The sequence below is a fragment of the Pontibacter anaerobius genome, from assembly GCF_026241195.1.
Taxonomy (GTDB): Bacteria; Bacteroidota; Bacteroidia; order Cytophagales; family Hymenobacteraceae; genus Pontibacter; species Pontibacter anaerobius.
On record NZ_JAPFQO010000003.1, the window covers coordinates 217353 to 243796 of the forward strand.

The 26444-nt window shown below is 52.1% G+C and carries 25 protein-coding genes; 15 read left to right on the forward strand and 10 right to left on the reverse strand.

Annotated features, from left to right (window positions below):
• Positions 1–5 precede the first annotated feature (5 nt).
• The 3 genes from OO017_RS06500 to OO017_RS06510 all read left to right on the forward strand — a co-directional run bounded on the left by OO017_RS06500 (position 6) and on the right by OO017_RS06510 (position 2424).
• Entirely contained in the window at positions 6–899 is an 894-nt protein-coding gene (locus OO017_RS06500; RefSeq protein WP_266051651.1) for a 4-hydroxy-3-methylbut-2-enyl diphosphate reductase, read from the forward strand.
• Between the two features lie 78 nt (positions 900–977).
• Positions 978–1520: a DUF502 domain-containing protein gene (locus OO017_RS06505; protein ID WP_266051652.1), complete on the forward strand. Its 543-nt coding sequence runs from the start codon at positions 978–980 to the stop codon at positions 1518–1520.
• A gap of 91 nt (positions 1521–1611) precedes the next feature.
• Positions 1612–2424: an alpha/beta fold hydrolase gene (locus tag OO017_RS06510; protein ID WP_266051653.1), complete on the forward strand. Its 813-nt coding sequence runs from the start codon at positions 1612–1614 to the stop codon at positions 2422–2424.
• A 39-nt stretch (positions 2425–2463) separates the two neighbouring features.
• On the opposite strand, the gene OO017_RS06515 is transcribed toward OO017_RS06510, so the two are convergent.
• A complete protein-coding gene (locus tag OO017_RS06515) occupies positions 2464–2856 on the reverse strand; it encodes a hypothetical protein (protein ID WP_266051654.1) in 393 nt (130 codons plus the stop codon).
• Positions 2857–3019: 163 nt separating this feature from the next.
• Here OO017_RS06515 and OO017_RS06520 point away from each other — a divergent pair, with 163 nt between their 5' ends.
• The 7 genes from OO017_RS06520 to OO017_RS06550 all read left to right on the forward strand — a co-directional run bounded on the left by OO017_RS06520 (position 3020) and on the right by OO017_RS06550 (position 10678).
• Positions 3020–4225: a PQQ-dependent sugar dehydrogenase gene (locus tag OO017_RS06520; RefSeq protein WP_266051655.1), complete on the forward strand. Its 1206-nt coding sequence runs from the start codon at positions 3020–3022 to the stop codon at positions 4223–4225.
• 340 nt (positions 4226–4565) lie between these two features.
• Complete coding sequence (locus OO017_RS06525; RefSeq protein ID WP_266051656.1) at positions 4566–4730, forward strand: hypothetical protein; 165 nt, start codon at positions 4566–4568, stop codon at positions 4728–4730.
• Positions 4731–4853: 123 nt separating this feature from the next.
• Entirely contained in the window at positions 4854–5336 is a 483-nt protein-coding gene (locus OO017_RS06530) for an ATP-dependent zinc protease family protein (RefSeq protein ID WP_266051657.1), read from the forward strand.
• A gap of 9 nt (positions 5337–5345) precedes the next feature.
• Positions 5346–6248: a 30S ribosomal protein S6--L-glutamate ligase gene (gene rimK / locus OO017_RS06535; RefSeq protein WP_266051658.1), complete on the forward strand. Its 903-nt coding sequence runs from the start codon at positions 5346–5348 to the stop codon at positions 6246–6248.
• A gap of 1 nt (position 6249) precedes the next feature.
• Positions 6250–7191: a succinylglutamate desuccinylase/aspartoacylase family protein gene (locus OO017_RS06540; protein WP_266051659.1), complete on the forward strand. Its 942-nt coding sequence runs from the start codon at positions 6250–6252 to the stop codon at positions 7189–7191.
• Positions 7192–7343: 152 nt separating this feature from the next.
• Complete coding sequence (locus OO017_RS06545; RefSeq protein WP_266051660.1) at positions 7344–9713, forward strand: TonB-dependent receptor; 2370 nt, start codon at positions 7344–7346, stop codon at positions 9711–9713.
• 2 nt (positions 9714–9715) lie between these two features.
• Positions 9716–10678, forward strand: coding sequence for a DUF4249 family protein (locus OO017_RS06550; protein WP_266051661.1), 963 nt, complete (start codon positions 9716–9718; stop codon positions 10676–10678).
• A gap of 82 nt (positions 10679–10760) precedes the next feature.
• Here the strand turns inward: OO017_RS06550 and OO017_RS06555 are convergent, their stop codons facing one another.
• The 8 genes from OO017_RS06555 to OO017_RS06590 form a co-directional block, all read right to left on the reverse strand.
• Positions 10761–10997 (reverse strand): hypothetical protein, encoded by a 237-nt coding sequence (locus OO017_RS06555; RefSeq protein ID WP_266051662.1) that lies wholly within the window; start codon positions 10995–10997, stop codon positions 10761–10763.
• 196 nt (positions 10998–11193) lie between these two features.
• Complete coding sequence (locus OO017_RS06560; RefSeq protein ID WP_266051663.1) at positions 11194–11685, reverse strand: hypothetical protein; 492 nt, start codon at positions 11683–11685, stop codon at positions 11194–11196.
• Positions 11686–11795: 110 nt separating this feature from the next.
• Complete coding sequence (locus OO017_RS06565) at positions 11796–12581, reverse strand: SAM-dependent methyltransferase (protein WP_266051664.1); 786 nt, start codon at positions 12579–12581, stop codon at positions 11796–11798.
• A 53-nt stretch (positions 12582–12634) separates the two neighbouring features.
• Entirely contained in the window at positions 12635–13300 is a 666-nt protein-coding gene (locus OO017_RS06570) for an oxidoreductase (protein WP_266051665.1), read from the reverse strand.
• Between the two features lie 12 nt (positions 13301–13312).
• The gene (locus OO017_RS06575; RefSeq protein WP_266051666.1) at positions 13313–15829 is read right to left on the reverse strand and encodes a DUF5916 domain-containing protein; all 2517 of its coding nucleotides are present in this window, start codon (positions 15827–15829) and stop codon (positions 13313–13315) included.
• Positions 15830–15923: 94 nt separating this feature from the next.
• Complete coding sequence (locus OO017_RS06580; RefSeq protein WP_266051667.1) at positions 15924–16766, reverse strand: CvfB family protein; 843 nt, start codon at positions 16764–16766, stop codon at positions 15924–15926.
• 886 nt (positions 16767–17652) lie between these two features.
• Positions 17653–18255, reverse strand: a complete 603-nt coding sequence (locus OO017_RS06585) for a Dps family protein (protein WP_266051668.1) — start codon at positions 18253–18255, stop codon at positions 17653–17655.
• Between the two features lie 71 nt (positions 18256–18326).
• Positions 18327–20249: a BamA/TamA family outer membrane protein gene (locus OO017_RS06590; RefSeq protein ID WP_266051669.1), complete on the reverse strand. Its 1923-nt coding sequence runs from the start codon at positions 20247–20249 to the stop codon at positions 18327–18329.
• A 228-nt stretch (positions 20250–20477) separates the two neighbouring features.
• Between OO017_RS06590 and OO017_RS06595 the strand changes: the two genes are divergently transcribed.
• The 4 genes from OO017_RS06595 (at position 20478) to OO017_RS06610 (ending at position 23342) form a co-directional block, all read left to right on the forward strand.
• Entirely contained in the window at positions 20478–21743 is a 1266-nt protein-coding gene (locus OO017_RS06595) for a putative DNA modification/repair radical SAM protein (protein ID WP_266051845.1), read from the forward strand.
• A 98-nt stretch (positions 21744–21841) separates the two neighbouring features.
• Positions 21842–21973 (forward strand): hypothetical protein, encoded by a 132-nt coding sequence (locus OO017_RS06600; RefSeq protein ID WP_266051670.1) that lies wholly within the window; start codon positions 21842–21844, stop codon positions 21971–21973.
• 36 nt (positions 21974–22009) lie between these two features.
• The gene (locus OO017_RS06605) at positions 22010–22786 is read left to right on the forward strand and encodes a TIGR03915 family putative DNA repair protein (RefSeq protein WP_266051671.1); all 777 of its coding nucleotides are present in this window, start codon (positions 22010–22012) and stop codon (positions 22784–22786) included.
• A gap of 244 nt (positions 22787–23030) precedes the next feature.
• A complete protein-coding gene (locus OO017_RS06610) occupies positions 23031–23342 on the forward strand; it encodes a hypothetical protein (protein WP_266051672.1) in 312 nt (103 codons plus the stop codon).
• 72 nt (positions 23343–23414) lie between these two features.
• Here OO017_RS06610 and OO017_RS06615 read toward each other — a convergent pair whose 3' ends face one another.
• Entirely contained in the window at positions 23415–24107 is a 693-nt protein-coding gene (locus tag OO017_RS06615; RefSeq protein WP_266051673.1) for a hypothetical protein, read from the reverse strand.
• A 296-nt stretch (positions 24108–24403) separates the two neighbouring features.
• Between OO017_RS06615 and OO017_RS06620 the strand changes: the two genes are divergently transcribed.
• A complete protein-coding gene (locus OO017_RS06620) occupies positions 24404–26389 on the forward strand; it encodes a DUF3858 domain-containing protein (protein ID WP_266051674.1) in 1986 nt (661 codons plus the stop codon).
• Positions 26390–26444 lie beyond the last annotated feature (55 nt).

Here is a 26444-nt window from a genome sequence, read left to right on the forward strand (position 1 = left end):
AAAAGATGAACGTAACCATAGACAAGAATTCCGGCTACTGCTTTGGCGTAGAGTTCGCCATACAGATGGCCGAGGATGAGATGGAAACTTGCGAGGAGTTGTACTGCCTCGGCGACATCGTGCATAACAGTATGGAGGTGAAGCGCCTTTACCAAAAAGGCCTTCGGATTATAGACCGCGACCAGCTGCAGGAGCTGCGCGACTGCAAAGTGCTGATACGGGCCCATGGCGAGCCGCCGGAAACCTATAAGCTGGCGCTGGAGAATAACATAGAACTGATTGATGCCTCCTGCCCGGTGGTGCTCAAGCTGCAGAACCGTGTAAAGCACGCCTTCGATGCCGGCAAGCCCGGCAATGCGCAGGTGGTGATTTACGGGCAGGTGGGCCACGCAGAGGTGATCGGCCTGGCCGGCCAGACCCGCGATGAGGCCATTATCGTGACCACGGAGGAAGACCTGGAGAAGATTGACTTTACCCGCCCTGTTACCCTTTTCAGCCAGACAACCAAGAGCACCAAGGGCTTTTATCACATTAAAGCCCTGATAGAGGAGCGCCTGCAGCAGGCCAACCAGGACAGTACCGCTGTGCCGGAGTTTGATGCCAACGACAGCATTTGCCGCCAGGTATCGAACCGTGAGCCGCAGCTGGCCAGGTTCTCTACCGAGCACGATGTGATTGTGTTTGTGAGCGGCAAGAAAAGCTCCAACGGAAAAGCACTCTATAGCGTATGTAAGCAGCATAACCCGAATAGCTACTTTGTAGAAAGCGAAGAGGAACTGCAGAAAGAGTGGTTTGCCAGCGCTGAAAGTGTGGGAATTTGCGGCGCTACCTCCACGCCAATGTGGCTGATGGAGCAAGTGGCAGCAAGTATAACCGCCTTCGAAACAGAGCAGGTATAAATATTAGCAATATACTATAAAAGCTTTTTGCTAATTTGGGCTTTGCTTCGGCAAAGCCTTTTTTATGCACACAACAACATGAAGACCCTTTTCCGCTACTTTTTAAACGGCCTCCTTATTATCGCCCCTATCGCCATCACTGTGTTTATTGTGGTCGGCATTATAGACTGGCTGGATAGTCTTTTCGATTTAGGTATACCCGGCCTGGGTATACTGCTGATGGTGGTGCTACTGACGGTGGTAGGGTTTATCGGGTCCTCGTTTTTTGTAAAGCCTTTTTTTGTAGTGATGGAGCGGCTGGTGCACAAGGTACCGCTGGTCAGCATCATCTACTCTAGTATAAAAGACCTGTTTGATGCCTTTGTAGGCGATAACCAGAAGTTTAACAAGCCGGTGATGGTGAAAATGGCAGAGGATGGCGAAAACTACAAGCTGGGTTTCGTGACGCAGGAAATGCTGCTGCAGCTCAATGTAGAGGACAAGGTGGCAGTATACTTTCCGCACTCCTATAACTTCTCCGGTGAATTGTTCCTGGTGCCCAGGCGCAACGTTACCTATCTCGACCTTCCAAGCTCTGAAGTGATGAAGTTCATTGTATCCGGCGGGGTGTCGAAACTGTAATAAGTTAAAGGATTAGGGAATTTCAGAGTGAAGTCTATACTTGTAACCCCCTAACCCTGAAATACTAAACACCTAAACTTTATATCGCAAGGTGCCATTTCTAATACAAGATAAATCGAAGCTGCATTACCGCGTGATCGGGCATGGGCGGCGTGTGATGCTGGCCTTCCATGGGTATGGGCAGAGCAGCAGTTACTACCAACCAATGGAGAAAGCGCTGGGCGGGGATTACACCATTTACGCCTTCGACCTGTTCTTTCATGGGCACAGCAATCTGCACAAGCACAACATGCCGCTCACCAAAGAGTTTCTAAGCGATTTTATAGAGCGCTTTCTGGAGAAGCAGGGGATAAAAGAGTTCTCGCTGATGGGCTTTAGCATGGGGGGCAAGTTTGCGCTCACGCTGGTGGAGTGTATGCCGCAGAGCATCCTGGAGCTCTTCCTTATCGCTCCGGATGGTATCAAAACCAGCTTTTGGTACAATATAGCCACTTATCCCGGCTGGCTGCAGCAGTTGTTTAAGCGTACTGTTTTAAAGCCTGAGTTTTTCTTCAAGTTTCTCCGGATGCTGCACAGGTATAACCTGGTGCACAAAAGCCTGCTCCGCTTTGCGCATTACCAGATGGATAGCACTCCCAAGCGCCTGCGTGTGTACCGCAGCTGGATCGGCTTCCGCGACCTTAATTTTGACATCCGTAAGATCGTGCAGCTGCTGAACAAGTATGAGGTGCCGGTTACCATGTTTCTGGGCGAGTTTGATGAGATCATTTCGCCAAGGCGGGTGGCGGTGTTTGTAGATGCCCTGGACAACGGAGAACTGGTGATACTTAAAGCCGGGCACTCTCATTTATTGCAGGAGGTGGCAGAGCTGCTGCACACCATGCGCACCACAGATCCAGACTGATTTATACTTGCTGATGGCTGTTGCCCTGAGTGCCTACAGTTAATATTCTTCTGCAAGGCGCAGTGGCGGCAGGAAATAGTAGCGGCCATCAAGGCGCGCGGCGTTAAAATGCACCTGAAATGGCAAGCCAGTATCAGAACTCAGGTGCAGCTGTACTGGAATGATGATCGCGTTCTGGGTAGCGGAAGCGTCGCCGAAAATAGCTTTTCTAACCGATGAAACGTTGCCGAGCTGCATCATTTTATCATAAACCTGCTTGTCGGCCAGGTGCTGGCGCAAAAGTTCTAAATTGTTGGTTTGCAGTGCCTGGTGCAGCAGTAGTGCCAGGGCCTCCATGCTCTCAGCCCCTGCTGTTTGGTTGTACGCTTGCCGTTGCAGCGCCAGCGAGTCGGGGTCTTGCGCTAAGGCGGCAGTGGCCGTGGCTAACGCCATGATCAACACCGGTAAAATTATTTTATACTTCGCCATCGTGCCTGCTGCGCCTCCTTCCCAAACATTGTGCCTCTACAATAGTATACGTATCTTATTAGCTGTCGGCTTGTGGGGGTTAACTACTTACAACTCTCCAAGTCCTCCTTTAAAACCAAAACGCCATATGAAAAAAACACTACGCCTGCTTTGCCTGGGCTTTATCCTCAGTTCCGTAAGCTGGGGCTGCACCTCTGACAACACAAACTCCGAGATCGCCAAAACAGGACCCACCGAAACACAGCAAGCCACCAATGAGGAAAATGGCCTGAACCTACCCTCTGGCCCGATTGATGAAGATCTGAAGCGCATTAAGCTGCCCCAGGGCTTCCGGATAGACTACTACGCCAGGGATGTGGAGAACGCCCGCTCGATGGCGATGAGCGAGTCAGGAATTTTATTTGTAGGCACGCGCAGCAACGATAAGGTTTTTGCCATAGTGGATGAGAACAAGGATGGCAAAGCCGATGAAGTGGTGGAAGTAGCCTCAGGTTTGAACTCTCCGAACGGGGTGGCCATCCGGAACGGTGACCTGTACGTAGCCGAGATCAGCCGTGTGCTGAAGTACCCGAACATCGAGCAGAATTTCCGCAACAAACCCAAGTTTGAGGTGGTGAACGATAAGTTTCCGAGTGACACGCATCATGGCTGGAAGTATATTGCCTTTGGCCCGGATGATAAGCTCTACGTGCCGGTGGGCGCACCCTGCAATATCTGTAAGTCCGAAAAACCGATCTACGCCAGCATTACCCGCATGAACCCGGATGGTACAGGGCTGGAGATCTACGCAGAGGGCGTACGTAACACAGTGGGCTTCGACTGGCACCCTGAAACCAAGAACCTATACTTTACCGACAACGGCCGCGACATGATGGGCGACAACATACCACCGGATGAGTTGAACCGTGCTGCCGAGAAAGGCCAGCATTTTGGTTACCCTTACTGCCACGCGGGCACCATCTCCGATCCAGAGTTTGGCAACCAGGGCAACTGCGATGATTTTGTGGCGCCGGTGCAGAATCTGAACCCACACGGGGGCACGCTTGGCATGAAGTTTTATACGGGCAGCATGTTTCCGGATAAGTATAAAAACCAGATTTTCATTGCCGAGCATGGCTCCTGGAACCGCTCTCAGAAAATAGGTTACCGCGTGATGCAGGCCACGACTGATGGCAGCGGCAACATTACCGGCTATAAGCCCTTTGCGGAAGGTTGGCTGGAAGGCGAGAAAGACTGGGGCCGCCCAGTGGATGTGCTGGTAATGGAAGATGGCTCACTGCTGGTGTCTGACGACAAGAACAACGCCATTTACCGCATCACATACGCTGGGTAGGTAATATGGACAGAGTCCTGCTGAAGGTGTGCACCCACCCCAGCCCCTCCGAGGAGGGGGATTATACTTGTTCCATAGCAAAGGCAGTGGCTATCAAATCTGTTCCCAGTCTTTCCGTTGAGCGCCTTGTGAGATCCGGTGCCGCGAGAGCGGCAGCGCCCTGGCGCAGGAGGGAACACAGCGCGATGCAGGAAGACGAGCCCTCCCGGGCTGGAGGGAGCCAAAGCTAGAAATGAAACGATAGGGCTGTAAGGCTGAGGATGGACCGAAGCTATAAAGGATAGCTTGTGTAAGTTATAGAAAGCAGCGGCTATGAAAGTGTAAACTTGCAAGTATAAGTATGCGGATTAGGAAATCCGCGGCAGACAGGTTCCGGACAGGGATGTCCGGAACAGCGGGAATGGCAAGTATAAAAGTAAAGCAAAAGTATAAGTATGGCTCTCCGAGCCAGTTGATTTACAAGCTCAACATCATTGTAAGACACAAGTATAAATACTTGCGCTAGAAGGGATAAAGTATAATGTATAAATCAGGCACAGTCGTGAACCAAAAGCTGCAGATTATACTTTGTTTAATTTCATGAAGGGTAGTGCGTAATTCCTGATTATCGCCCTATCTTTAGCCGCTGATGAAAGAGGAAAAAAACAATAAACCCAAGCCGGAAAAAAAGCTGATCGGGCGGCGTGAGCTCGTCTCTTTCCCGGAGCTTGATATTGAGGAGATTGAGGCCAAGGTAGACACCGGCGCCTACACCTCTGCCATCCACTGCTCCGATATACATGAGGAGGTGCGCCCGGACGGCACTAAAGTCATCGCTTTGGACCTGCTGGACCCGTCGCACCCGCAATACAACCACAAAAAACTGGAGTTTACGGAGTACGACCTGCGCGAGATCAAGAGCTCGATAGGGGAGAAGCAGGAGCGTTTCGTGATCCGTACGAAGATCAAGCTTTTTGAGGAAGAGATAGAGGCCGAGTTCTCGCTCTCCGACCGCAGCGATATGAAATACCCGGTACTGATCGGCAGAAAGCTGCTACAGGGCCGTTTTGTAGTGGATGTAGCCAAAAAGAACCTGGCACACAAGTATAAGATCAAACATAAACAGAAATAAAGAGCATTTATGAAAATTGCTATTCTCTCCCGCAACCCAAAGCTATACTCTACCAGGCGTTTGGTAGAGGCAGCTGAACAGCGGGGGCACGAGGCCGTCGTTCTCGATCACCTGCGCTGTGACCTCGTGATTGAGCAGGGCGACCCGCACATCCTGTACAAAGGCGAGCGGCTGACGGACATTGACGCCATCATTCCGCGTATCGGGGCCTCGGTTACTTTTTACGGCACGGCCGTGGTGCGCCAATTCGAGATGATGAAAGTGAAAAGCGCTGTAGATTCGCAAGCCATTGTGCGCTCCCGCGATAAGCTGCGCTCGCTGCAGATCCTGAGCCGTGCCGGGCTGGGTATGCCCAAAACGGCCTTCACCAACTACTCCAAAGAGACGTCGGAGCTGGTGAAAGAGGTAGGTGGCGCACCGCTGGTGATCAAGCTGCTGGAGGGTACGCAGGGCCTTGGCGTGGTGCTGGCCGAGACGCGCAAAGCCGCAGAGTCGGTGATCGAGGCTTTCCATAACCTGAAGGCGCGCATCATTGTGCAGGAGTTTATTGCCGAGGCGGGCGGTGCCGACATCCGTGCCTTTGTGGTGAACGGCGAGGTAGTGGGTGCCATGAAGCGCCAGGGCAAGGAGGGCGAGTTCCGCTCCAACCTGCACCGTGGGGGAAAAGCAGCACTTATCAAGCTGAGCCGGCAGGAGAAAGCCGCCGCCCTGTTGGCCGCTAAATCCCTTGGCCTTGGGGTGGCCGGGGTGGATATGTTGCAGTCGAAGCGCGGGCCGCTGATACTGGAGGTGAACTCCTCGCCCGGTCTGGAAGGGATTGAGAAGGCTACCCAGAAAGATATTGCCGGTAAAGTAATAGAGTACGTGGAAGGGCTAACCAAAAAGCGCCCGAAGAAGCAGGTGAAGGAATAGCATGCCCGAAACAATTGTTATCAACGGTAGAAGTATAGACCGTGGTGAGAAGGTGCTTACAAAGCTGGTAATCAGTAAACTGCCCAGCGGCACCGTGATAGAAATTCCTGTTTATGTTTTCCGCTCGGTGCACGATGGGCCGGTAGTACTGCTGATGGCCGGCATGCACGGCGACGAGGTGAACGGCACCGAGATTATCCGGCGCATGCTCACGCGCAAAATGCTGTATCCGCTTAAAGGAACCATCATCGCCGTGCCGGTGCTGAACATCTATGGCTTCCTGAACTTCTCCAGGCAGGTGCCTGATGGCAAAGACGTAAACCGCAGTTTTCCGGGGAACCGCGACGGGTCGCTGGCCAGCCGCGTGGCGCACCGCTTTATGAAAGAGGTAATGCCTTACGTAGATTACGGACTGGATTTCCACACCGGGGGAGGCAGCCGCTCTAACTACCCGCAGATCCGGTGTGTGCTGAGCGAGCACAAGAACGAGGAGTTAGCCAGGGCTTTTGCGCCTCCGTTTGTGATGAACGCACCTTACCGGCAGGGCTCCCTACGCAAAGAAGCTGGTAAATTGGGCAAGCCTATACTTGTTTACGAAACCGGGGAGAGCCTGCGGTTTGATGAAAAAGGTATAAAGCTGGGCATTGACGGCACCTGTCGTGTACTGCACCACCTGGGGATGATGGCCAACTATACAGAAGCTACGGAGCCAACCGTGGTTTGCATGAAGGATATGTGGCTTCGGGCCAAAAATGCGGGGCTCTGGCGCACATTTATCAATATTGGGGAGTATGTTAAAAAGAACCAGCACATCGGAAGTATTACCGACCCTTACGGTGAGATGGAGGTACGCCTTAACTCCCCGGCAACAGGCTACGTGGTAGGGCTTAACAACATGCCCGTGGTAAACCAGGGTGATGCGCTGCTGCATATCGCCTTTTAGGGGTTGCAAAATTATATGAGGAAGGGCTGCCAAGTATGGTAGCCCTTTTTTTACCTAGGTTTATTAAAATATATTTATACTTTATTGCAACTATACCTGGGTAAACCTTATCTTCATAAGTAGAAGCACATTACTCACCAAAATTCTACTATATGAAACAAGCTTACCCTGGCAGGCACAGGCTCCGGCTGGTGCTGCTCTGCCTCTTTATCCTGGGCTTTGCTACTGCGGCCTTTGCGCAACAGCGCCATACCATCAGCGGCTACGTGCGCGATGCCGCTACCGGCGAAAACCTGATCGGCGCGGCCGTGTATGACCTCCGCACCGGCAAAGGTACCTCCACCAACAGCTACGGCTTTTATAGCCTGTCCCTTCTCGCCAACGATTCGGTGGCACTGGTTACCTCCTACGTTGGCTATGAGCGGAAAACTCTTCTACTGCAGCTGGCGCAGGATGTAGTTCATACTTTTGCCCTTGGGCCTAACAACAGCCTGGAGACGGTAGAGGTGGTAGCCTCGCAGCAGGAGAAGATAGAGGAAACCACACGCATGAGCACCATCTCGGTGCCGATAGAGCAGCTGAAGGCAGTGCCGGCCCTGCTCGGTGAGGTGGATGTGATCAAAACGCTGCAGCTGCTGCCAGGGGTGCAGTCGGGTACGGAGGGAGCCAGCGGCCTGTATGTGCGCGGCGGCGGACCGGACCAGAACCTGATCCTGCTGGATGGGGCGCCGGTGTACAATGCCACGCACCTGTTTGGCTTTTTCTCCGTTTTCAATGCCGATGCGCTTAACCATATTGAGTTGGTGAAGGGCGGCTTCCCGGCACGCTACGGCGGCAGGCTATCCTCGGTGCTCGACATCAGCATGAAAGAGGGCAACATGAATAAATTCAGGGGAGAGGGATCTGTTGGTCTGATTGCTTCTAAGCTGACACTGGAGGGACCCATCAAGAAGGATACAGCCTCGTTTATCGTTTCTGCCCGCCGCACCTATGTGGATGTGCTGGCGCGCCCTTTCATGAAAAAAGACGAAGGCGTGGTGGGCTATTTTTTCCACGATCTTAACGCAAAGCTCAACTATAACCTCACCTCAAAAGACCGACTGTACCTGAGCTTCTATACCGGCCTCGACAGGTTCCATTCACGCTATGTGTCAGACCTTAGCAACAGCAACGACAGCTACTACAGCAAAGATAAGTCCAGCCTGGACTGGGGCAATAACACGCTCAGCCTGCGCTGGAACCGCATCCTGAGTAATCGCCTGTTCCTGAATACCACGGCTACCTATAGCCGTTACCAGTTCGACATCGGGATGCAGAATGAGTCGGAGAGGAGCTGGCCCGGCGGCTCAAGCAAGAGCAAGTATAACCTGCTTTACCTGTCCAATATCCGCGACTATAGTGTAAAGGGAGACCTTGACTACCTCCCCAACCCAAACCATTATGTGCGCTTCGGGGCGCAAGCTGTTACGCACCAATTCCGACCAGGGGCTCTGCACATGAAGGATGTGGACGACGGACAGGTTAGAAATGAGTTGGAGCAGGGTTCCAGAACGGTAGGCAATGAGGCTGCAATTTATGTGGAAGACGATGTGCGGCTCTCAGATAAGCTGAAGGTGAACGTAGGTGCCCGCCTTACCGGTTTTTTGGTAGATGGCGAGGCTTATACTTCGCTGGAGCCTCGGGTGGCGGCGCGCTACCTGCTAAACGACAGACTGGCGCTAAAGGCCTCCTACGCCAAAACGAGCCAGTTCATTCACCTGCTCACCAACAGTGGCATTGGCCTGCCAACCGACCTGTGGGTGCCGGCCACCAAAGTAGTGGAGCCGCAGCGGGCCAGCCAGATAGCAATCGGCGCAGCGCAAACAATTCTGGATGGGCAGTACGAGGTAAGCGTGGAAGGTTACTACAAGACCATGAAGGGTATTATCGAGTATAAAGAAGGTTCTAACTTCACTACTACCATCAGCAACAACTGGGAGAACAAAGTGACCGCTGGCAAAGGCTGGGCGTATGGAGCAGAGATCTTTTTGCAGAAGAAAGTCGGCAACACGAGTGGCTGGGTAGGCTACACGTTATCATGGTCTAACCGGCTGTTTGCCGAGCTCAACTACGGTGCAAGGTTCCCATACCGCTACGATCGCCGACACGATATTTCTGCGGTGCTCTTCCATAAACTGAACAGAGGGTGGAACTTCTCCTCTACCTGGGTATACGGTACGGGCAATTCGGTAACGTTATCGGAGTCACGGTACCTGGCGGGCGAGTATAACGTGATTGAAAACTACGGCTCCCGAAACAGCTACCGCATGCGGGCTTATCACCGCCTGGATCTGGCCTTCAGCAAAACAAAGGAAAAGAGTTGGGGGCAGGTAGTGAACACTGTTAGCCTTTACAATGCCTACAGCCGCCAAAACCCTTTCTACATGTACTATGGCCGCGGCCGCGACAGCGACGAGAGCACTTACCGGCAGGTGGCACTGTTCCCGATCATTCCTTCCTTCACCAAAAGTTTTAAGTTTTAATTATGGCAAAGTATAAACTCAATTATACCGCCTTGTGTGGCCTGCTGTGCCTGTTGTTGCTGGGCTGCGAGATGGTGCAGGAAGTAGATATTCCGCCGCACACGCCTAAACTCACCATGCGCTTTACCCTTGACGACTCGGGGGAGGCTGCCGCTGGTTTTTATGATGAGGACAGGGTTTTTATAGGAAGAAGCCAGGGAGTACTGGACAACAATGAACTCGATGCAGTAGCCAATGCCACGGTCAGGCTTTTTGATGCTGGCGGACAACAGGTGGAGCTTTATGAGCATGCAGGCGTTGATACCGGAATGTATCGCACGAACTGGGGTATCTACAACCCAACACAAGGCTTCGTGCCTGTTAGCGGCCATGCTTATACCATGCGTGTAGATGCCCCGGGTTTTGAGGGTATTGAGGCGACCACTACCTTACCTGCCGCTGCCTCTGTTTCCAATGCGCTCTTTACCAGAAGAGCCCCTTCAAACGAGTACTACATGGACATGATCGAAGGTAACCTGCAGCTAACTATTCTGGACGAGGTAGGAAAGGAGAATTACTACAAAGTAGTGGTGTATGGCCTTGATAGTGCCTACCATCAGACAGGCTACACAGCTTATACTGTTGATGATGGCAATGGGATTGATATGTCAAGCTCGGAGAAAGCAGCCCTCAACAGAATTTTTACAGACGAACTGTATCCCTCCGGTAAGATCAACTTCGCAGCAGATGTTGTGCTATACGGGGTAGGGTATAGCCAAACGGGAGAACAGGTGCCGGTCAAGCACCTGGAAGTGCAGGTGCAGCAGCTCAACAGAGATGAGTACCTGTTCCAGAAGACCAGGGAGGCGCAGAGCCGGAATGATGATAATCCTTTTGCAGAATACAGTAATGTGTACAACAACGTGAAACATGGCTATGGCGCGCTGGGAGGAGTGGCCATCACCCGTGTTGTGCTTGACCTATAGGCATGTTCCGGAATACAAGTATAAAAGCAAAGGCCAAGCTATAAGTTAGCTTGGCCTTTGCTTTTATACTTGTATTCCTGGCTTATACCCATCGCTTTTTCTCGCTGAAGTGGTTGCAGCCGAACTGGGCGCCGGTTATCATCTCGAATTTCTTAGGCTTCAGGTCGTTGGATGCCTCGTGCACCAGCGGCAGCACGTAAGACGGCTCCATGGCATGCTGGCCTGTCAGTTCATCGCAAACGCCAAAATCTTTACTTTGTACCTGTACTTTATTCGGGTCCTGCTCCCAGTGGGTGCAGTGGTTACATGTTGCTTCCATAGGTTTGTCAGTTTTAGTTTATACTATAGCTATACTTGCCTTTAAAAGCGATGGTTGATGGGAAAGCGGGATTTCGCAGAAATTTAGAATCATACTAAACAAGTATACTTTCGGTAAACGTGCTGCAGTAGCAAGAAAAAAGGCCCCGCTATACTTTAGCAAGGCCTCTTCTTATAATCAGTAGGTGATTCAGCTCTTAGAACACGTAGCGAACGTGCAGGGCTGTGTCCCAGAAGCCGCCACCGCGCGGGATGTTGATGTATGGCTTAATATCGGCACCGATGGTGAAAGGAATGTCACGGATATAGTACTCCAGGCCAAGTACACCGTCGATACCTACGCCAAGTACATCGTCATAGTAATGGTCGTGGCCGCGGTCATAGTAGTGGCGGCCTTCCCAGAAACCGATGTGGCCACCGATACCGTAGTACCACTGCAGGCCGCTGGCGTTAAATGCTTGTGCGTGCTTCTCGTAAAGTACTGTAAGCACGGTGCCTCTGTACCTAAAGCTGGTGCTCAGGATGCCCTCGATAGCCGCATCACCCTTTATAAAGTGCTTTACGGTGAGGCCTGATGCAGCACCGCCCCTCAGGCCTATACCTGTAGAGTAACCGCTCTGGGCCTGTGCACCAATAGCGGCGAAAAGTACAAATGCCAGCGCAAGTGTAAGTTTTGTAATTGATCTCATTGCTTTGGTTAAGTTGAATATTTGCAGTAACTGTGGCCGTTCAGACGTGGCACAGCAACCGCAAAATTACAAGTTCTTGCGAGTGTTGCACTATATTTTCAGGCGAGGATTTATTTTTTGCCCTCAGTTTTGTAATCCTGCAGGTAGGCAGTTTTGGTGGTGCGGCAACCTATCAACTTGAAGAAGGATATAAAGTGCTGTTGGTCAAGCTGGAGTGCTTTGGCAAAAGGGTCATCCTCTCCGGACTGCTCGAAATCCTTAATGTAATGTTCCCGTACCAGTTCCGCCTCGTTCAGCTCTTTGGCGGCCTTTATGTGCACCAGCCCGGTTTTCTCCCAGAGCCGGCGCCACCATTTTGTGGTATGTATAAAGTACCAGTAGTGCTGGTAATCCTGGCGCAGGAAGTCTGGCACCTGCTCCAGCGACTCTATCTCTTGGGTAAAACACACATCCACGATGGCAATGTGGCCGCCGGGTTTAATGAACCGCGCAATGTAGGGCAGGTACTTCTCGTCGGTGCCGAAGTAAGTATAGGAGTCCACCACAATCACGGCGTCAAAATACTCCTGGGCAAAAGGCAGGGCGCGGGCGTCAGCCTCGAGCGGAATCACCTTTTCCTCGCACCCTTCCCGATAGATGCGCTGGTAGTTATCGCTGGCTGATACGGCCTCATCTACGGCATACACGGTTACGCCAAACTCTTTTGCCAGGAAGATGGAACTGATGGCCTTGCCGCAGCCCAGGTCCAGCACGCGCATGCCCGGCTTCAGGTGCAGCGATTTGGTGAGGCTTTCGAGGTTAAAAAGAACGTTCTCGCCCATAGAGTGCCGGCGCACCCACTCGGGGTCGTAGCGCATTGCCTTCGGAAATATGTGTTGCAGTTGTTTGCTGGCCATACCTGTACTTTATACTTGCTGAGAAGCAGCTTACGCAGGCAGTGCGGCTAAAGTTAGGAGCCCATGTGGGCAATGTCGTCGGAGGGGTGGATGTGCTTGCCAGGCTTCTCTGCTTTGGCGGCAGCCAGCATGGCGCGGGCCACGGTTATGGCCTCAATGGGTTTATACTTCTCCAGCGGGCCAATCATTAACCCGCACAGCGGTTTCATTACTTTGCTGGCCAGATCCTCGCCAGTGCGCTTCTCGTCGCGCTCTCCCAAAAGCAATGAGGGCCGGAAGATATGGATGGCATTAAACGGCTGCTGTTGCACATCGCGCTCCATCTCACCCTTCACCTTGTTGTAAAAGATCATAGAGCCGGCATCGGCACCCATGGCTGATACTACCAGAAACTGTATGGCCCCTTTGCGGGCCGTGATCTCAGCCAGTTGGGCAACATAGGTATAGTCTACTTTATAGAAATTCTCCTTGGAGCCAGCCTTCTTAATGGTAGTGCCGAGGCAACAGAATACATCGTCCGCAACCATGTCTGCCGCATAGTCTTTCATCTTGTCGAAATTTATCACCTGCTGGTCCAGTTTGGGATGGATCACCGGGAGTTCGTGGCGGCCTACGGAGATAACCTGGCTATAGCGATCGCTCTTGAGCAGCAGGGAGAGCAGATGCCCGCCCACCAGCCCGCTGGCTCCGGCAATCAAGGCTGTTCTTACTTTTTGCATAAGGTTTTTGGCTTATGCAGAAAGTACGTTCCTTAGCGCTATATAGTCTATAAAGTATAGCAGTTTAACCGAGAAATTATTGTTTTGCGGCACTGCAAAGGTGTTAGACATATTATCGAAGTAGCGGTTCTCTATCTGGCTGCTTCTATCCTCTATAAAGTTCTTCCAGACAACACGCAGTTCGCTGCCCGGGGCAAAGCGCCAGCTATACACCAGGTCCATGGTAAAGGTGTTGTAGTTGATGTTGTTGATACCGGAAGTATAAACGCCCTGCTCCGCTGTGGCTGGCTGCAGCAGCCCCTCCTTTGTCAGCTCAAAAAACTCTTTGTAAGCGGCCCTGGACCAATAGTGACGCATGTTAAGCGTAAGGCCTGATCGCTCGTTAAAGATATAGGCGCTGCTGATGGTCGTGCTGACGGTGGTGAGGGTGCGGTCGCCGAAGAGGATGTGGGTGTTCTGTCCGGCATCTTCATACTTATCGGCAAAGCCGATATTGCGCTTGCCTATGCTGTAGCTGTTGCCATTCACGATAGAGAACTTATCGTTTACGCGGAAGCGCGGCGACAGGCTGAACGACCAGCTGTTCTGGTCGTAGCGGCGGGAGCGCCAGAAATTGGCCGTAGCATCCAGGGCCAGTCTTCTGCGGTAATCGCTGCTGATGCCGATGTTGGTGCTGACAGCCGGGGGCTGCACAAACACCTGCGGAAAAGTGCGTGCCTCAAAGTAATCATACCGCTCACCGGGGCGTAGGCCTACCCCCATCCACAGGCTGATAAAGTTACGGAAGCGCACACTGGAGCTGGCGTTCATATCGAAGGCGATAAACTTGCTGGGGTCATAGAGCATGCTGTGGCCCACGCTAAAGCTGTTGCTCCACGACAGGAACTTCCAGACAGGCTGATAGAAGTTATAGCTGATGCTAGCGCTTGTCCTTACCTCGTTGTTGTTGCTCAGGAAGCCCAGGTCGTTAATGTCGTAGGTGTCGGACTCCACGTTGTGGTTAACACCATAGCGCAGGTTGCCGCTTATCTTGCTCAGGTTTACGGAGTACTGGTGCCCCAGCTTAACGCCATTCTCTTCATCCTTGCCATAGAGCTGGCTCAGGTTACCGCCGGTGGTCAGGGCGAACATGTTGCGCTTATCGGCAAAGCGCATGCGCAGGCCGGTTACGTTGGCGTCGTAAAAGCCGTTGGCACGGGTTACGTTGGTATTGGTAAAGGTAACGTAGGAGTTGCGCGGCAGCGTCTGGTCCAGCACGAACACGTTGTAGTTGGTAAACGGGTCGGTAAGCACCTCGCGGGTGGCACCGGTAGAGTCTTGCACGGTGGCGTGGGTGTTGCCGGTAAACGCATTGAACAGGCCAATACCAAGGCCGCGGCGCGTCCTGCCCGATACCTTGGCGGCGTTCAGCAGTTGTGTCTCCACAGGGTTGCGGGTTATCTCTTCACCTTCCTCCAACTGATCCTCCACGCTGCCATACCCTACGGGCCTTGCCCCGATGCGGCGGGAGTAGAACAGGCCTGCTTTGTTGAACAGCTCCGTGCCTTCGGTAAAGAACTGGCGGTTCTCGCTATACTTCACTTCAAATGGCCCCAGGTTCAGAACCTGGTTATCCGACTGGGTTTGGCCGAAGTCAGGGATCAGCGTTACATCTAGGGTAAAGGCATCGTTGATACCATACTTCACATCCATGCCACCGTTTACAGAGTGGGTGAAATCCTTTGCGTCTGTCTCGCTGTTGTCTTTGTTAGGGTAGTGGTTCACGTAGCCCGACACGTAGGGCATAAATTGCAGCCGCACCGGCGACTTCACGCCTTCAATGCCGATCACGCGGCCTGCCTGGTTTATCAAGCCACTAACAGAGTTGTCTACATGGCTCCAGAACGATTTTTCGCGGTTGCGCCGAATGACACGCATGTAGTTTACGCCCCAGGTCTGCACCTCGGCCTTCGGAAAACGGATGGCCCCATACGGGATGCGCATTTCTACCGTCCAGCCTTTTTCATGGGTTTTTACGCTGCTCTCCCACACGGCATCCCAGTTCCAGTCCTCGCGCCCCTGCGAGTGCTTGATATCCGTTTGAACCCCGGCCGCTGAAATAAGGAAGGCGAAGGCGTTTTGCTGGTCGTTATACGTGTCGAGGTAAACGCCGAACATATCGGAGTTGTTCTCACCGGAGTCGCGCTGGCCTAGTTGGGTCAGCACGGAGTCGGGGGCGGTATCGTGCAGCAGTGCGCCAATGTACACGGCATCGTCATCATAGAGCATGTACACCTCGGTCTGCTGGGAAGAGGGTTTGCCGTTGAGCGGGTCGTAGCGGTAGAAGTTTGAAGCCGGTTTTACCTGTTGCCATACTTCAGGCTCCAGGTAGCCGTCCAGCACGGGCGCAACCTGCGTCCGCATCACCTTGGCGGTTTTGCTTGCTTTGTTATTTTCTGTTTCTGTGTCGTTGTTGTCTGTACTACGGGCCTGGGCCCCTCCGGCGCACAGGCCTAGTATCAGCGCGAAAGGTAATAGCTTGGTAAACATATGTCAGAGCCACGCCGGTACAGGGCGCAGCAGGTTTTAAAGTGAGACGTCAGGTATAGTAGGGTAGCGTGTACTGTGGTGGCGGAGGGGCGGGTTAGTCCTTCCTCAGCCGGATACTGTCTGGCTCAATCGTGATCTTGCCAGCTTTGTATAAACCGCCGATGGCGCGTTTAAAGGTTTTCTTGCTCATGCCCAGTGTCTGGTAAATATCCTCTGGAGAGCTGCTGTCGGAAAGGGGCATCCAGCCGCTGCCCTGCTCCAGGGAGCGCATGATCTTGTCAGCGGCCTCGTCTTTTTCCTCTTTCTGGTTTACGCCGAGCTTGCGCAGTGTTACATCGATCTTATTGTCGGGGCGGATGAGTTTGATATAGCCGGTGGTTTTGTCACCGATGCGTAGGTCCTGGAATACTTCATTCTTGTAAAGTATACCCATATACGCGCTGTTGATGAGAACCTTGATGCCGATATCCGTAAGCCCGGCCACCAGCAGCTCCACCTCGTCGCCCTCTTTCAGCTGGATGTCTTCGTTGTGCAGGTACTTGCCCAGTTTAGAGGTAGCCACTACACGGTCAGAGGTTTCATCCAGATATACGTATACGCAGTACTTGCGGCCCACCTGCATCTTGTTCTTCTGGTTGTTGAGCGGCACGAGCAGGTCTTTCTCCAGGCCCCAGTCCAGGAAAGCGCCGAAAGGCGTTTCGTCGGTGCAGGTAAGGCAGGCAAACTCCCCCACGGTGGCGTAGGGCTCCAGGGTAGTGGCAATCATGCGGTCTTCGGAGTCGCGGTACACAAACACACGCAGCTTGTCGCCTACCTTTGCACCTTCGGGGAGGTACTTGCCCGGCAGCAGAATGTCTCCGTCTTCTGAGGACAGGTATACGCCAAAGTCCACTTCACGCGCTATCTCCAGCTCGTTGTAATTGCCTAAATCTACCATGGTTGTGTTACTTAAGAGGTGTTTTGGTGCAGAGGTTGCACGCCCTCTACAAATCTAATAAAAAGCAGGCGGGGTTAAAAGTTGTAACAATAGATTAATAGGTGTAAAGTATATATTTTTCTAAAAGTATAAGTATGAGCTGGTTAATTTATATGTTGAGGGATGGAGATTGGTTTTGTTTTCTGGCGCAAGTCCTCAGACTTGTGTCCTTTTATGGTGTTGAGTTTGTAACTCAACTGGCTCGTAGAGCCATATTTTATACTTTAGCCGCTGGTTTCTTCAACCTGGACCAAGCTAAAGCTATCCTTGCTAGCCACCGTTCATCCTCAGTCTTACGAACCTACCGTTTCATCTTATACTTGGCTCCCTCAAGGCCGGGAGGCCTTGTCCTAGGGGTAGGGGCCCTCGATAAGGGCATCGCGCGGTGTACATTTCCTTTGCTGTCGCAATTTCGCTAAAGCTAAACCGGAGATCTACAAGGCGCTCTTTTTCGAGGGCCCCTACCCCCACCCAAGGACTGGGATCAGTTCTCGATAGGCGCCGCACTCGGCACTGTCCCCTTGAGGGAACCATAGGGGTGTAACCACCTGCCGAAAACTCCCCTCCAGGGAGGGGAATAAGGTGTGGTAAATAAGTCCCTTCAAAGTCGTAGATCCAGAACTTGTTCGGGAGGGAGCAGGGTGAGGTTAATCGTTTGGAGACTCGCGCCAGAAATAAACAGCGTGTTGCAGGAAAATCCTGTCTATCCACTATTCCTGCAAATCCTGATGCTGATGGCGAGACAACAACTTGATAAGAGGCCTCCAACGCAGTAAGGGGGTATCAAGTATAAACCCCGGTAGCCTGCACTACCGGGGTTTATACTTGATACTTGCTCTGGAATAACTTATGCCTTCGCCTTTTTCTTTCCTTTTGATTTAGACTCCTCAGCCCCTCCGTCTTCCATGATATCACTTGGCTTAGCAATCAGGCCGATGGACAGGCCGTCCTCACCCAGGAAGTGCTCAATGTGGTGGCAGCGGTCCTCAGTCTTCAGCAGGATTCCCTCCAGCAATGATTTAGTGGCGAAATCCTCCATTTCAAAAGCTTTTTTGATGGATTTGCGCAGCTCCACGGCAATGGATTTCTCATCATCCATATCCTTGTTCAGCATTTCGCGGATTCGGAACTCTCCCTCCTCCTCGTGCTCCAGGTAAGCTATCTTGAGTTGGTTGGCCGGGTGGCAGGTAGGGCAGTAACCCATCACGGTCAGGCGTTCGGCAATAGCGTCGTACTGCTCGTGTATTTCATTGTAATGTTCCTCAAAAAACAGGTGCAGGTCGCGGAACTGCGGGCCCTCCACCAGCCAGTGATGCTTGTGGTACTGATGGTATAATACAATAAAAGAAGCCAGGTGGCGGTCCAGCTCTTTTGCCATGGCTGTTGCCGTTTCCTTCGATAAGCCTACCGGGTTTCCTTCGTATTCGTTCTTCTCTCTAACTTTTTTCATAGTTGCGTTATTGTCGTTATAGGGTTTACACCCCCTATAAACAGGTGACAGCGCAAAAAAGATACAGGAGATTAGTAAAACTCTGCCACGCCGGGGCGGTCGAACTGGAAGTTGCGGAAATCGTAGAACGGCGCCGAGGATTCGTAAAGTCTGAAATCGCGCATGTTACTGTTGGGCGGCAGCTGCGGGTAATATCCCAAGGTAACCTGGATAGTGCTGAAGGACGTGAACTCGTTACGGAGCCTGAAGCCAATGCCGTAACTGCTGTAGGGTTTCTCTTTAAAAGGGGAGCTCTGGTTGCCAACCGATAGCCAGGCCACATCGGCATAAATAAAGGTGGCTAGGCGGAAGCCCAGCAGCGAGAGCGGCGTGTACAGGTTAGCCTCGTAGTTAAAAGATGCCCTTCGGGTGCCGCGCACCAGGTCGGAGCGGAAGCCCCGGATGCCGCTTTCGTTGTTAATGGAGAGCATCTCCTCCGGGTTCCGGTTAATACCCAACGTGCCGCGCCCCAGCAGGTAGTGCCGCAGTTTCCAGTTGCCCCACTCGGCTAGCCGCGTTATGTACAGCGTTTCCAGGTCCAGCACGCCCTGCTCCCAGCGGTCGTCGCGGATAAAGGTGCCGTAGCCTACCCGGCTGTAGAGGTAACCGAAATTGGTGCCGTACCTGGCAAACGAGAGGGAGGAGCCAAAATAACGCCTGTCCCATACTTCCCCGTCCTGGTAGCCGCCTGTTATAGAAAACAGTGTGCCCACGGGGATGTCCTCGGTGCGGCCGAAACCGAAAATAAAGCGGTCTTTGTAATACTTCCGGATGCTGTAGCCCACACTGCCCAGCATGAGGATGTTGTCCTGGAAATTCTCAGTGGGGGTGGTGGTGTAGTTGGTGTTAATGACGCGGGTGCCAAGTATAACCCGCCCCCGCGGCTCGTAGCCCAGGTTATAGGTTTTAAACTTTAGGGTACGGCCTAGCCAGGCATCCTGCCGCGTGTAGCCTACATTGCCGAACCGGGCCACTGTGTCCTCGGGTGTGGCGGGCAGCAGGATGCGCTCGTCTATCCAGCTGGCTCCTATCGCGCCTGCATACTTGGTGGTAAGGGAGAAGAAATCACGGCGCAGGAACAGGCTTTTCTCTTTGTAGTAATTCTCATCCACATAAGCCAGGTCTGCCGAAATGTAAGTCCTCCCGATGTTATCTACGGTATAATATCCGGCCGCCTCCCAAGGGCGGGGCCTGTTCAGGTTAAATTTATACGTGCCTTCCAGTTGGTGGCCTTGCCCCAGAAAGTTGAGCTCGCGCAGTGTAATGCGCCCTTTGCCGGAGGAGGGAGAGTAAGAGCCGGAGCCGCCCAGGCTAAAAATGTCCCGAGTGATCACGAATACGTCCACGCTGTCGTTGGTGGTGGTTTCTTCATTCACGATAATGCGGGCATCCAGGATGTGGCGCGTCTGGCGCAGCAAACGCTCCGATTCTACGAGGGCAAGCGGTTCCAGGGGCTCCATTTTCCGGAAGAGAAGTTTGTTGCGCACCTCCGCCCGCCCGGTTTTAACATGCAGCGAGTTGCCCGCTTTTTCAAAAAAGTTACGGGGCAGGCGGGAGGTGTCGTTCACGGAGTAGCCAAACGGGTCCAGGCTCAGGATGTCGATGTTGCGGACCACTTTGAAATTATGCAGCTCATATTCCTTTCGTATCAGCTCGGCATCCAGGCCATACACCTCTTCAGAGTTCCTCTCGAAGTCGAGCAGCGCCTTCAGCAACTTGCCCATAATGGTCTTTCGCTCCGACATCTGCTTCAGGTTCTGGATAACGCGATCGTTAAAGGTCTGCCGTACGGAGTCGTCTTGTATGGGCTGCGCCTGCGTGGTGTCTTGCGGCAGCACCTGGGCCCGGCACACATTCACGCAGAGCAACAGCATGCACAGCAGGCATGCCAGTGGCAACGGTCTGAATGGAGGGTGCAGATAAGGCATAGGTACGCGTGTGGCGATGTGGTTCACTTCAACCTCCTAATATAACGCTTTCTGCAGCCATAAGTAGCAGCAGAAGGCTATAAAATAGCTATACAGCCATGTTCAGGGGCTAACTGGGGAGAAAAAATGTTGCTAATAAAATTAGTTTGTCAACAGCTGTAGATAAGTGTGTGGATAAAATATTGCTAAAATTATTGGTTTTATACTTGTGATGCACGTATCTTTAAACCGTTGAAAGTACAGAAGCACAGCGTAATGGAAAGCAGGTTAATTGAAAAGCTAACTATTTTAGCAGATGCGGCCAAGTATGATGTGTCCTGCTCCTCCAGCGGCGGAAAGCGCAAGAATGAGAACAAAGGGCTGGGCAACGCCGAAGGCATGGGTATCTGCCACAGTTACACGGAAGATGGCCGCTGTGTGTCTTTGCTGAAGGTGCTGCTGACCAACCACTGCATCTATGACTGCGCCTACTGTGTTACCAGGAGAAGCAACGATGTGAAGCGTGCGGCCTTTACAGTGCAGGAAGTGGTGGACCTTACAGTTAACTTTTACCGCCGCAACTACATAGAGGGGCTGTTCCTGAGTTCGGGCATATTTAAGAATGTCGATTATACGATGGAGCGCCTTGTGCGAGTGGCTAAAAAGCTGCGGCAGGAGCACAGGTTCAACGGCTACATACACCTCAAAACGATACCGGGTGCTAGCGAAGAACTGATAAAGGAGGCGGGGCTGTATGCCGACAGGCTGAGCGTGAACATTGAGCTGCCCTCCGAGATGAGCCTGCAGCAACTGGCGCCGGAGAAGAACTACAAAGAGGTGCTGGAGCCGATGGGCAACATCAAACAACAGCTGGTGCAGGCAAAGGAGGAGAAGAAGCTGTTTAAGTCGGCACCCAGTTTTGCGCCGGCTGGCCAGAGCACGCAGCTGATTGTGGGGGCCTCGGCAGAGAGCGACCACCAGATACTGCAGCTCTCAAGCCAGCTGTACAAAGATTATAGCCTGAAGCGTGTGTACTACTCCGGCTACGTGCCCATCAGCAGCGACAACCGCCTGCCGATCATCACGGAGCCACCCATTATCAGGGAAAACCGCATTTACCAGGCTGACTGGCTGATGCGCTTCTACGGGTTTGATGCGAAGGAGATCGTGGATGAGCTGCATCCGCACCTGGACCTGGACATTGACCCGAAACTAGGCTGGGCGCTGCGTAACCGCCATGTGTTTCCGGTGGAGCTGAACACGGCAGATTACGAGATGATCCTGCGGGTGCCGGGTATCGGGGTGAAGAGTGCGCAGAAGATCGTGTCAGCGAGGAGGTTTACGTCGCTGAACTTTGAGCACCTGCGGCAGATGGGCGTGGTGCTGAAGCGGGCGAAGTATTTTATCACCTGCCAGACCAAGAGCCTGCAGCGGCAGGATTATGAATCGGAGTTGATCCGCAGAAAGATATTGTTTGGCGAGGGTTCGGTTCGTAGCGCCCTGCTGAAGCAGCAACTGGACCTGTTCCGGCAGGTTGGTTAACAAAAGAGGGGAGAGCAAGAGGCATGACAGCAAGAAAGAGAAAATCATTTATACCAAGTTATACTTCCAAGTCAATCCAACCTAAAGAGGTGTTAGTTATGAGAAAGAATCAGAAAGTAGCCCGTGTATCCGTTTACTGCAAGCTAAACATGCTGGTGCCACAGCTACAGAGCCTTTCGGCCCGCGCACAAGCCGACGCTGCCGACAAAAGCCGCAACGCGGGTAAGTAACATAGCCTGCAGGCAGCTGCCGGTTTATACTTCATCATGCATTTTTATACTTACGACGGTACATTTGAGGGGCTGCTGACGGTGGTTTTCGAGGCCTTTGAGCGAAAAGCCTGGCCAACCACCATTGAGCAGCAGCACCTGGCGCAACCGGGTATGTTCGGGGAGAACATAACTGTGGTAACCGACGAGGAGAAAGCAGGCCGCGTGTGGCAGGGGCTGCAGAAAAAACTTAGCGTGGGGGCGCTGCAGGCGCTGTACCATACTTACCTGTGGGAGCAGCCCGGCTTTGAGCAAACTGTTTTCGCCTATATAAAATTGGTTTTTAGCTCCGCGCAAAGTATAGAAGGCAACTATGCCGCCCCCTGTGTGCTGCAGGTGCAGCAGGCGGCCAAGCAGGTGCACCGAGAGAAACACCGCATGGAGGCCTTCGTGCGTTTTGAGAAGACTGCGGATAATTTATACTTTGCCACTATCTCCCCAGATTTTAATGTGCTGCCACTCATTGTGCGGCACTTTGAGAAGCGTTACGTCGACCAGCGCTGGGCCATTTACGATACCAGCCGTCACTACGGCGCCTACTATGACCTGGAACAGGTATCGCTGGTTAATCTGGAGCTGCCGCCCGGCAAGCGCCCAAATATAGTAGCGGCCGAAGCCAAAGACCAGGAGGAGGATATTTACCAGCAGCTTTGGCAGGTATACTTCGATAATGTAAACATACCCGAGCGTAAGAACCCAAAGCTGCACCTGCGGCACATGCCCCGGCGCTACTGGAAATATCTGTCCGAGAAACAGCCCCGGCGGCTAAGCTAGCAGCACCTTCTGCAGAAAATCCATTCTGTTGCATTAAAACGAGAATAAAATTGTACTCGTTATGCAACCTTTTTTCGATTTTATACGTTTATAAGTATATATATCTTTTTAACAGTATTACAGGGAACCAGCTTTGGGGATTTTTGCCACTCCTAAAGCTGGCCTGTGTAACCTCATATTTGCACCAATGAATTCACGCGTACGAAAGAAACTCATTCAAGTAGCTCGCGGTAGAGCGCATCTGATGTCATTTCAGAACCTTATCTACGAAGCTGAGCTGGGCCTCAACCTGGAAAACCCACACGAAAAGTCGATGCTGACCGAAGTGATCGACGAGATCTCGGAGAGAGAATACCGGGAAGGTCGCCCGCTGCTTAGCTCCCTTGTTAGAGTGAAAGGCCAGAAAAACCAGGGCGATAGCTTTTTCAGGATGTGCGAACGCCTGGGCTATGGCAACTGGAAAGACCTCAAGAAGAACTCTACCTTTATAGAAGAGCAGCGCGAAGCCTGCCGCGAGTTCTGGTCTGACAAGAACAATTTCACGGAGCATCTGTAAGCAGAAGCATCTGTAACTATAAAAGCAGAACGACAGCACCTTTTTTCACCCTTGGCTGTCGTTCTGCTTTTTTTATTTCCCCATCCATACCTCCTCAAACCTTCCTTCTGAGGTAACTTTTCCATCTTTCACAATCTGGAACACCAGCGGGAAAGTGTATCCTCCTCCCACTGGTTCATACTCCAACTCGTCAGCAAAGTATAAATACTGGCCATTTTCGTCCTCACGGCTGGAGGTCAGCACCTGCCCGTTTTCCTGATCTATAAACAGGTCCAGCACCAGCGTTTTGCTGTGCGGGTCGCTTACACGCACCACATCCACCCAGCGGGTTTTATACTTATCGCTGCGCAGGTACACAAACTGCAACTGCTTGTTTTGCAGCATAGGTATAAAGTTGAAGAAGAACGTACGCAGCAGCACCTCCTGCCCCTGTTCGGGTAAGGGTTTTCGCTGCCCGTTTATACTTTGCCAGGCTCCGCTTGCGTCTATACTTTTCATTTCTGTGCCAGCCGGGGTCTGTGTGGTGGTGGTTATGAAGCGGTTCTGTAGATCCAGGACATAGGTAGCGGAGCTGCTGGTGCCGCCGGGCGTGCTGCGGGTAAGGGTATAGCTGAAATGCGTGGCCTCCCTGATAAGCTGTTCTCCGCCGAAGGCATTGAGCATGCGCGCCCTGGCCGCTGCACCTTTTGTTGAGGCATCTGAAGACTGACTCTGCGCACAGGTGTAACAGAGGAGGAACAGGAGGAGCAGGATATGTTTTTTCATAGTTTAAGCAGAAAGTATAGAGCCAAAGTAAAGGTGCTGGCTCAAAATAAAAACAAGTTAAAATTACTTACTATCCTTATTTGTAAAATTTCTGCAAACAGATGGTGAAAAATTGTCATTGAATTTTAGGGTACATTTTGACTATATAGTAAAATATAGCTTTCTTTATAGAAAATTAGGGGGAGGGTAATAGGCTATTGCGCTGATTAAGCATAGGTTATGTAACTCTGCCTGTAGTTTTACATGCGCTAAGAATTGCACAGACAAAACAGTTATTTACTATTTGAGTATTGCCTATGAAAGCAAATTTTACAAAACTATTTGTACTGGCCCTGGTTTTGGCCGGTTTTTCACACCACTCAGCCGCTCAGGCTGTAAAGTTCGGGAAGGTTTCCGAAGAAGAGCTCAAGATGAGCGTGTACGACAAAGACACCTCGGCCGCCGCCGTTATACTTTCGGACTATGGTTTCTCCCGCTTCGAGTACATGGGGGAACTGAAGGTAGTTTTTGAGCGGCAGGTTCGCATCAAGATCTTAAAAAAATCGGCCTACGACTGGGCCGATATGGAGGTGCCATACTTCCAGAAGGGCTCAGGCAAAGAGCGGGTAAGCTCCATCAAGGGCTATACTTATAACCTGGACAACGGTAAAATCACGAAAGAAAAACTGGAAAGCAAAAGCGTTTTTGAGGAGCAAAAGTCAGAATACTGGTTTGCCAAGAAGTTCACGATGCCTAACGTGAAGGAGGGCTCGGTGATCGACATAAGCTACACCGTGACTTCTGACTTTGTGTACACCCTTCGCGACTGGGAGTTTCAGCACAGCATCCCGGTAGTCTGGAGCGAGTACCGCGCCCGCATACCCGAGTACTTTGACTATAAGTTCCTGATGCAGGGCTACCACGGCCTTTACAAGAACGAAAGCCTGAAAGAGGCTGCAACAGGCTCTGCCTCCGCCTCCCCGGACATGCTCAATAATGCCTATGTATGGATCATGAAAGACGTGCCGGCCCTGAAAGAAGAAAAATACATCACCACGCTGGATGACTATCAGTCTAAAATAGAGTTTGAGCTGCAGCGTGTGAGCTTTCCGGGGCGGCCATCGCAGATCATGACCGGTGACTGGGCCAAAGTTACCTCTGACCTGATGACAGCGGACAAGTTTGGCGTGCAGCTAAACCGCAATGGTTTCTTTAAAGATGAGTTAGCCGCCATCCAGAGCAAGCACAAAAGCCAGCAGGAGCAGTTAGCCGCCATATACAACCTGGTGAAGAACCGCATGAAGTGGAATGACAGAAATGGCCTGGAAGCCACCACCAGCATACGCAAGGCTTGGGACGAGCGCACCGGAAACGCTGCCGATATTAACCTGCTGCTTACCTCTATGCTGCTGGAGGCCGGTTTTGATGCGGCACCGGTAATTATAAGCACGCGTAACAATGGCCGAATCAATACAGCTATGTCGCCTATGGTTACCAAGTTTAACTATGTAATTGCGCAGGTAAAAGTTGGCGAGAAGGAGTATTTGCTGGATGCCACCGACCCTTTGTTGCCGCTGGGCGTATTGCCGGGCCGCTGCCTGAACGGGCAGGGCCGTTTGGTTAAGAAAGGCAGCCCCGGCCGTTGGGTAGACCTGGCCCCAGCCATCAGTTACACCAAGCTTGTTAGTGCCAACCTTTTTATAAATGGGCAGGGCGAGATAGTGGGCACCGGCAGCGAGTCGTTAGGTGGCTACGGAGCGATAAGCATGCGCAGAACCATTCTGGATGAAGGGGAGAATAACTATACTGAGCGCCTGGCCAAAGAGGTGGGCGACTTTAAACTGACAAAGCCTGTTGTCAAGAACCTCGATGACCTGACGAACCCTGTCAATATCACCTATAATATTAACGTGAACGGTAGCGGCCGTGGCAACGACATTATTTACCTGAACCCGATGCTGGGCCGTGGCGAGAAAGAGAATCCCTTTAAGCTCACCGAGCGCCTGTACCCTGTAGATTTCGGCATGCCGATAGACGAAACGTACATCTGCAGCTTTACCATACCTGAGGGGTACGAAATGGAGGAAGCGCCGCAAAGTATTGCTGTAAACCTTCCGGAGAACGGTGGCCGCTTCATGTACATGGTGCAGCAGCAGGGCAACGCCATCCAGGTGATGAGCAAGGTAAACATCAGCAAGCCAGTTTTTTACGCTCAGGAGTACGCTCACCTGAAAGAGTTCTACAACCGGATTATTGCAAAGCATGCTGAGCAGATTGTGTTAAAGAAAACTGCGGCGAACTAAAATAAAGTATGGCTCCTGCCCGGCGCCTGTTTTACAGCATATTTAAATGATCGGC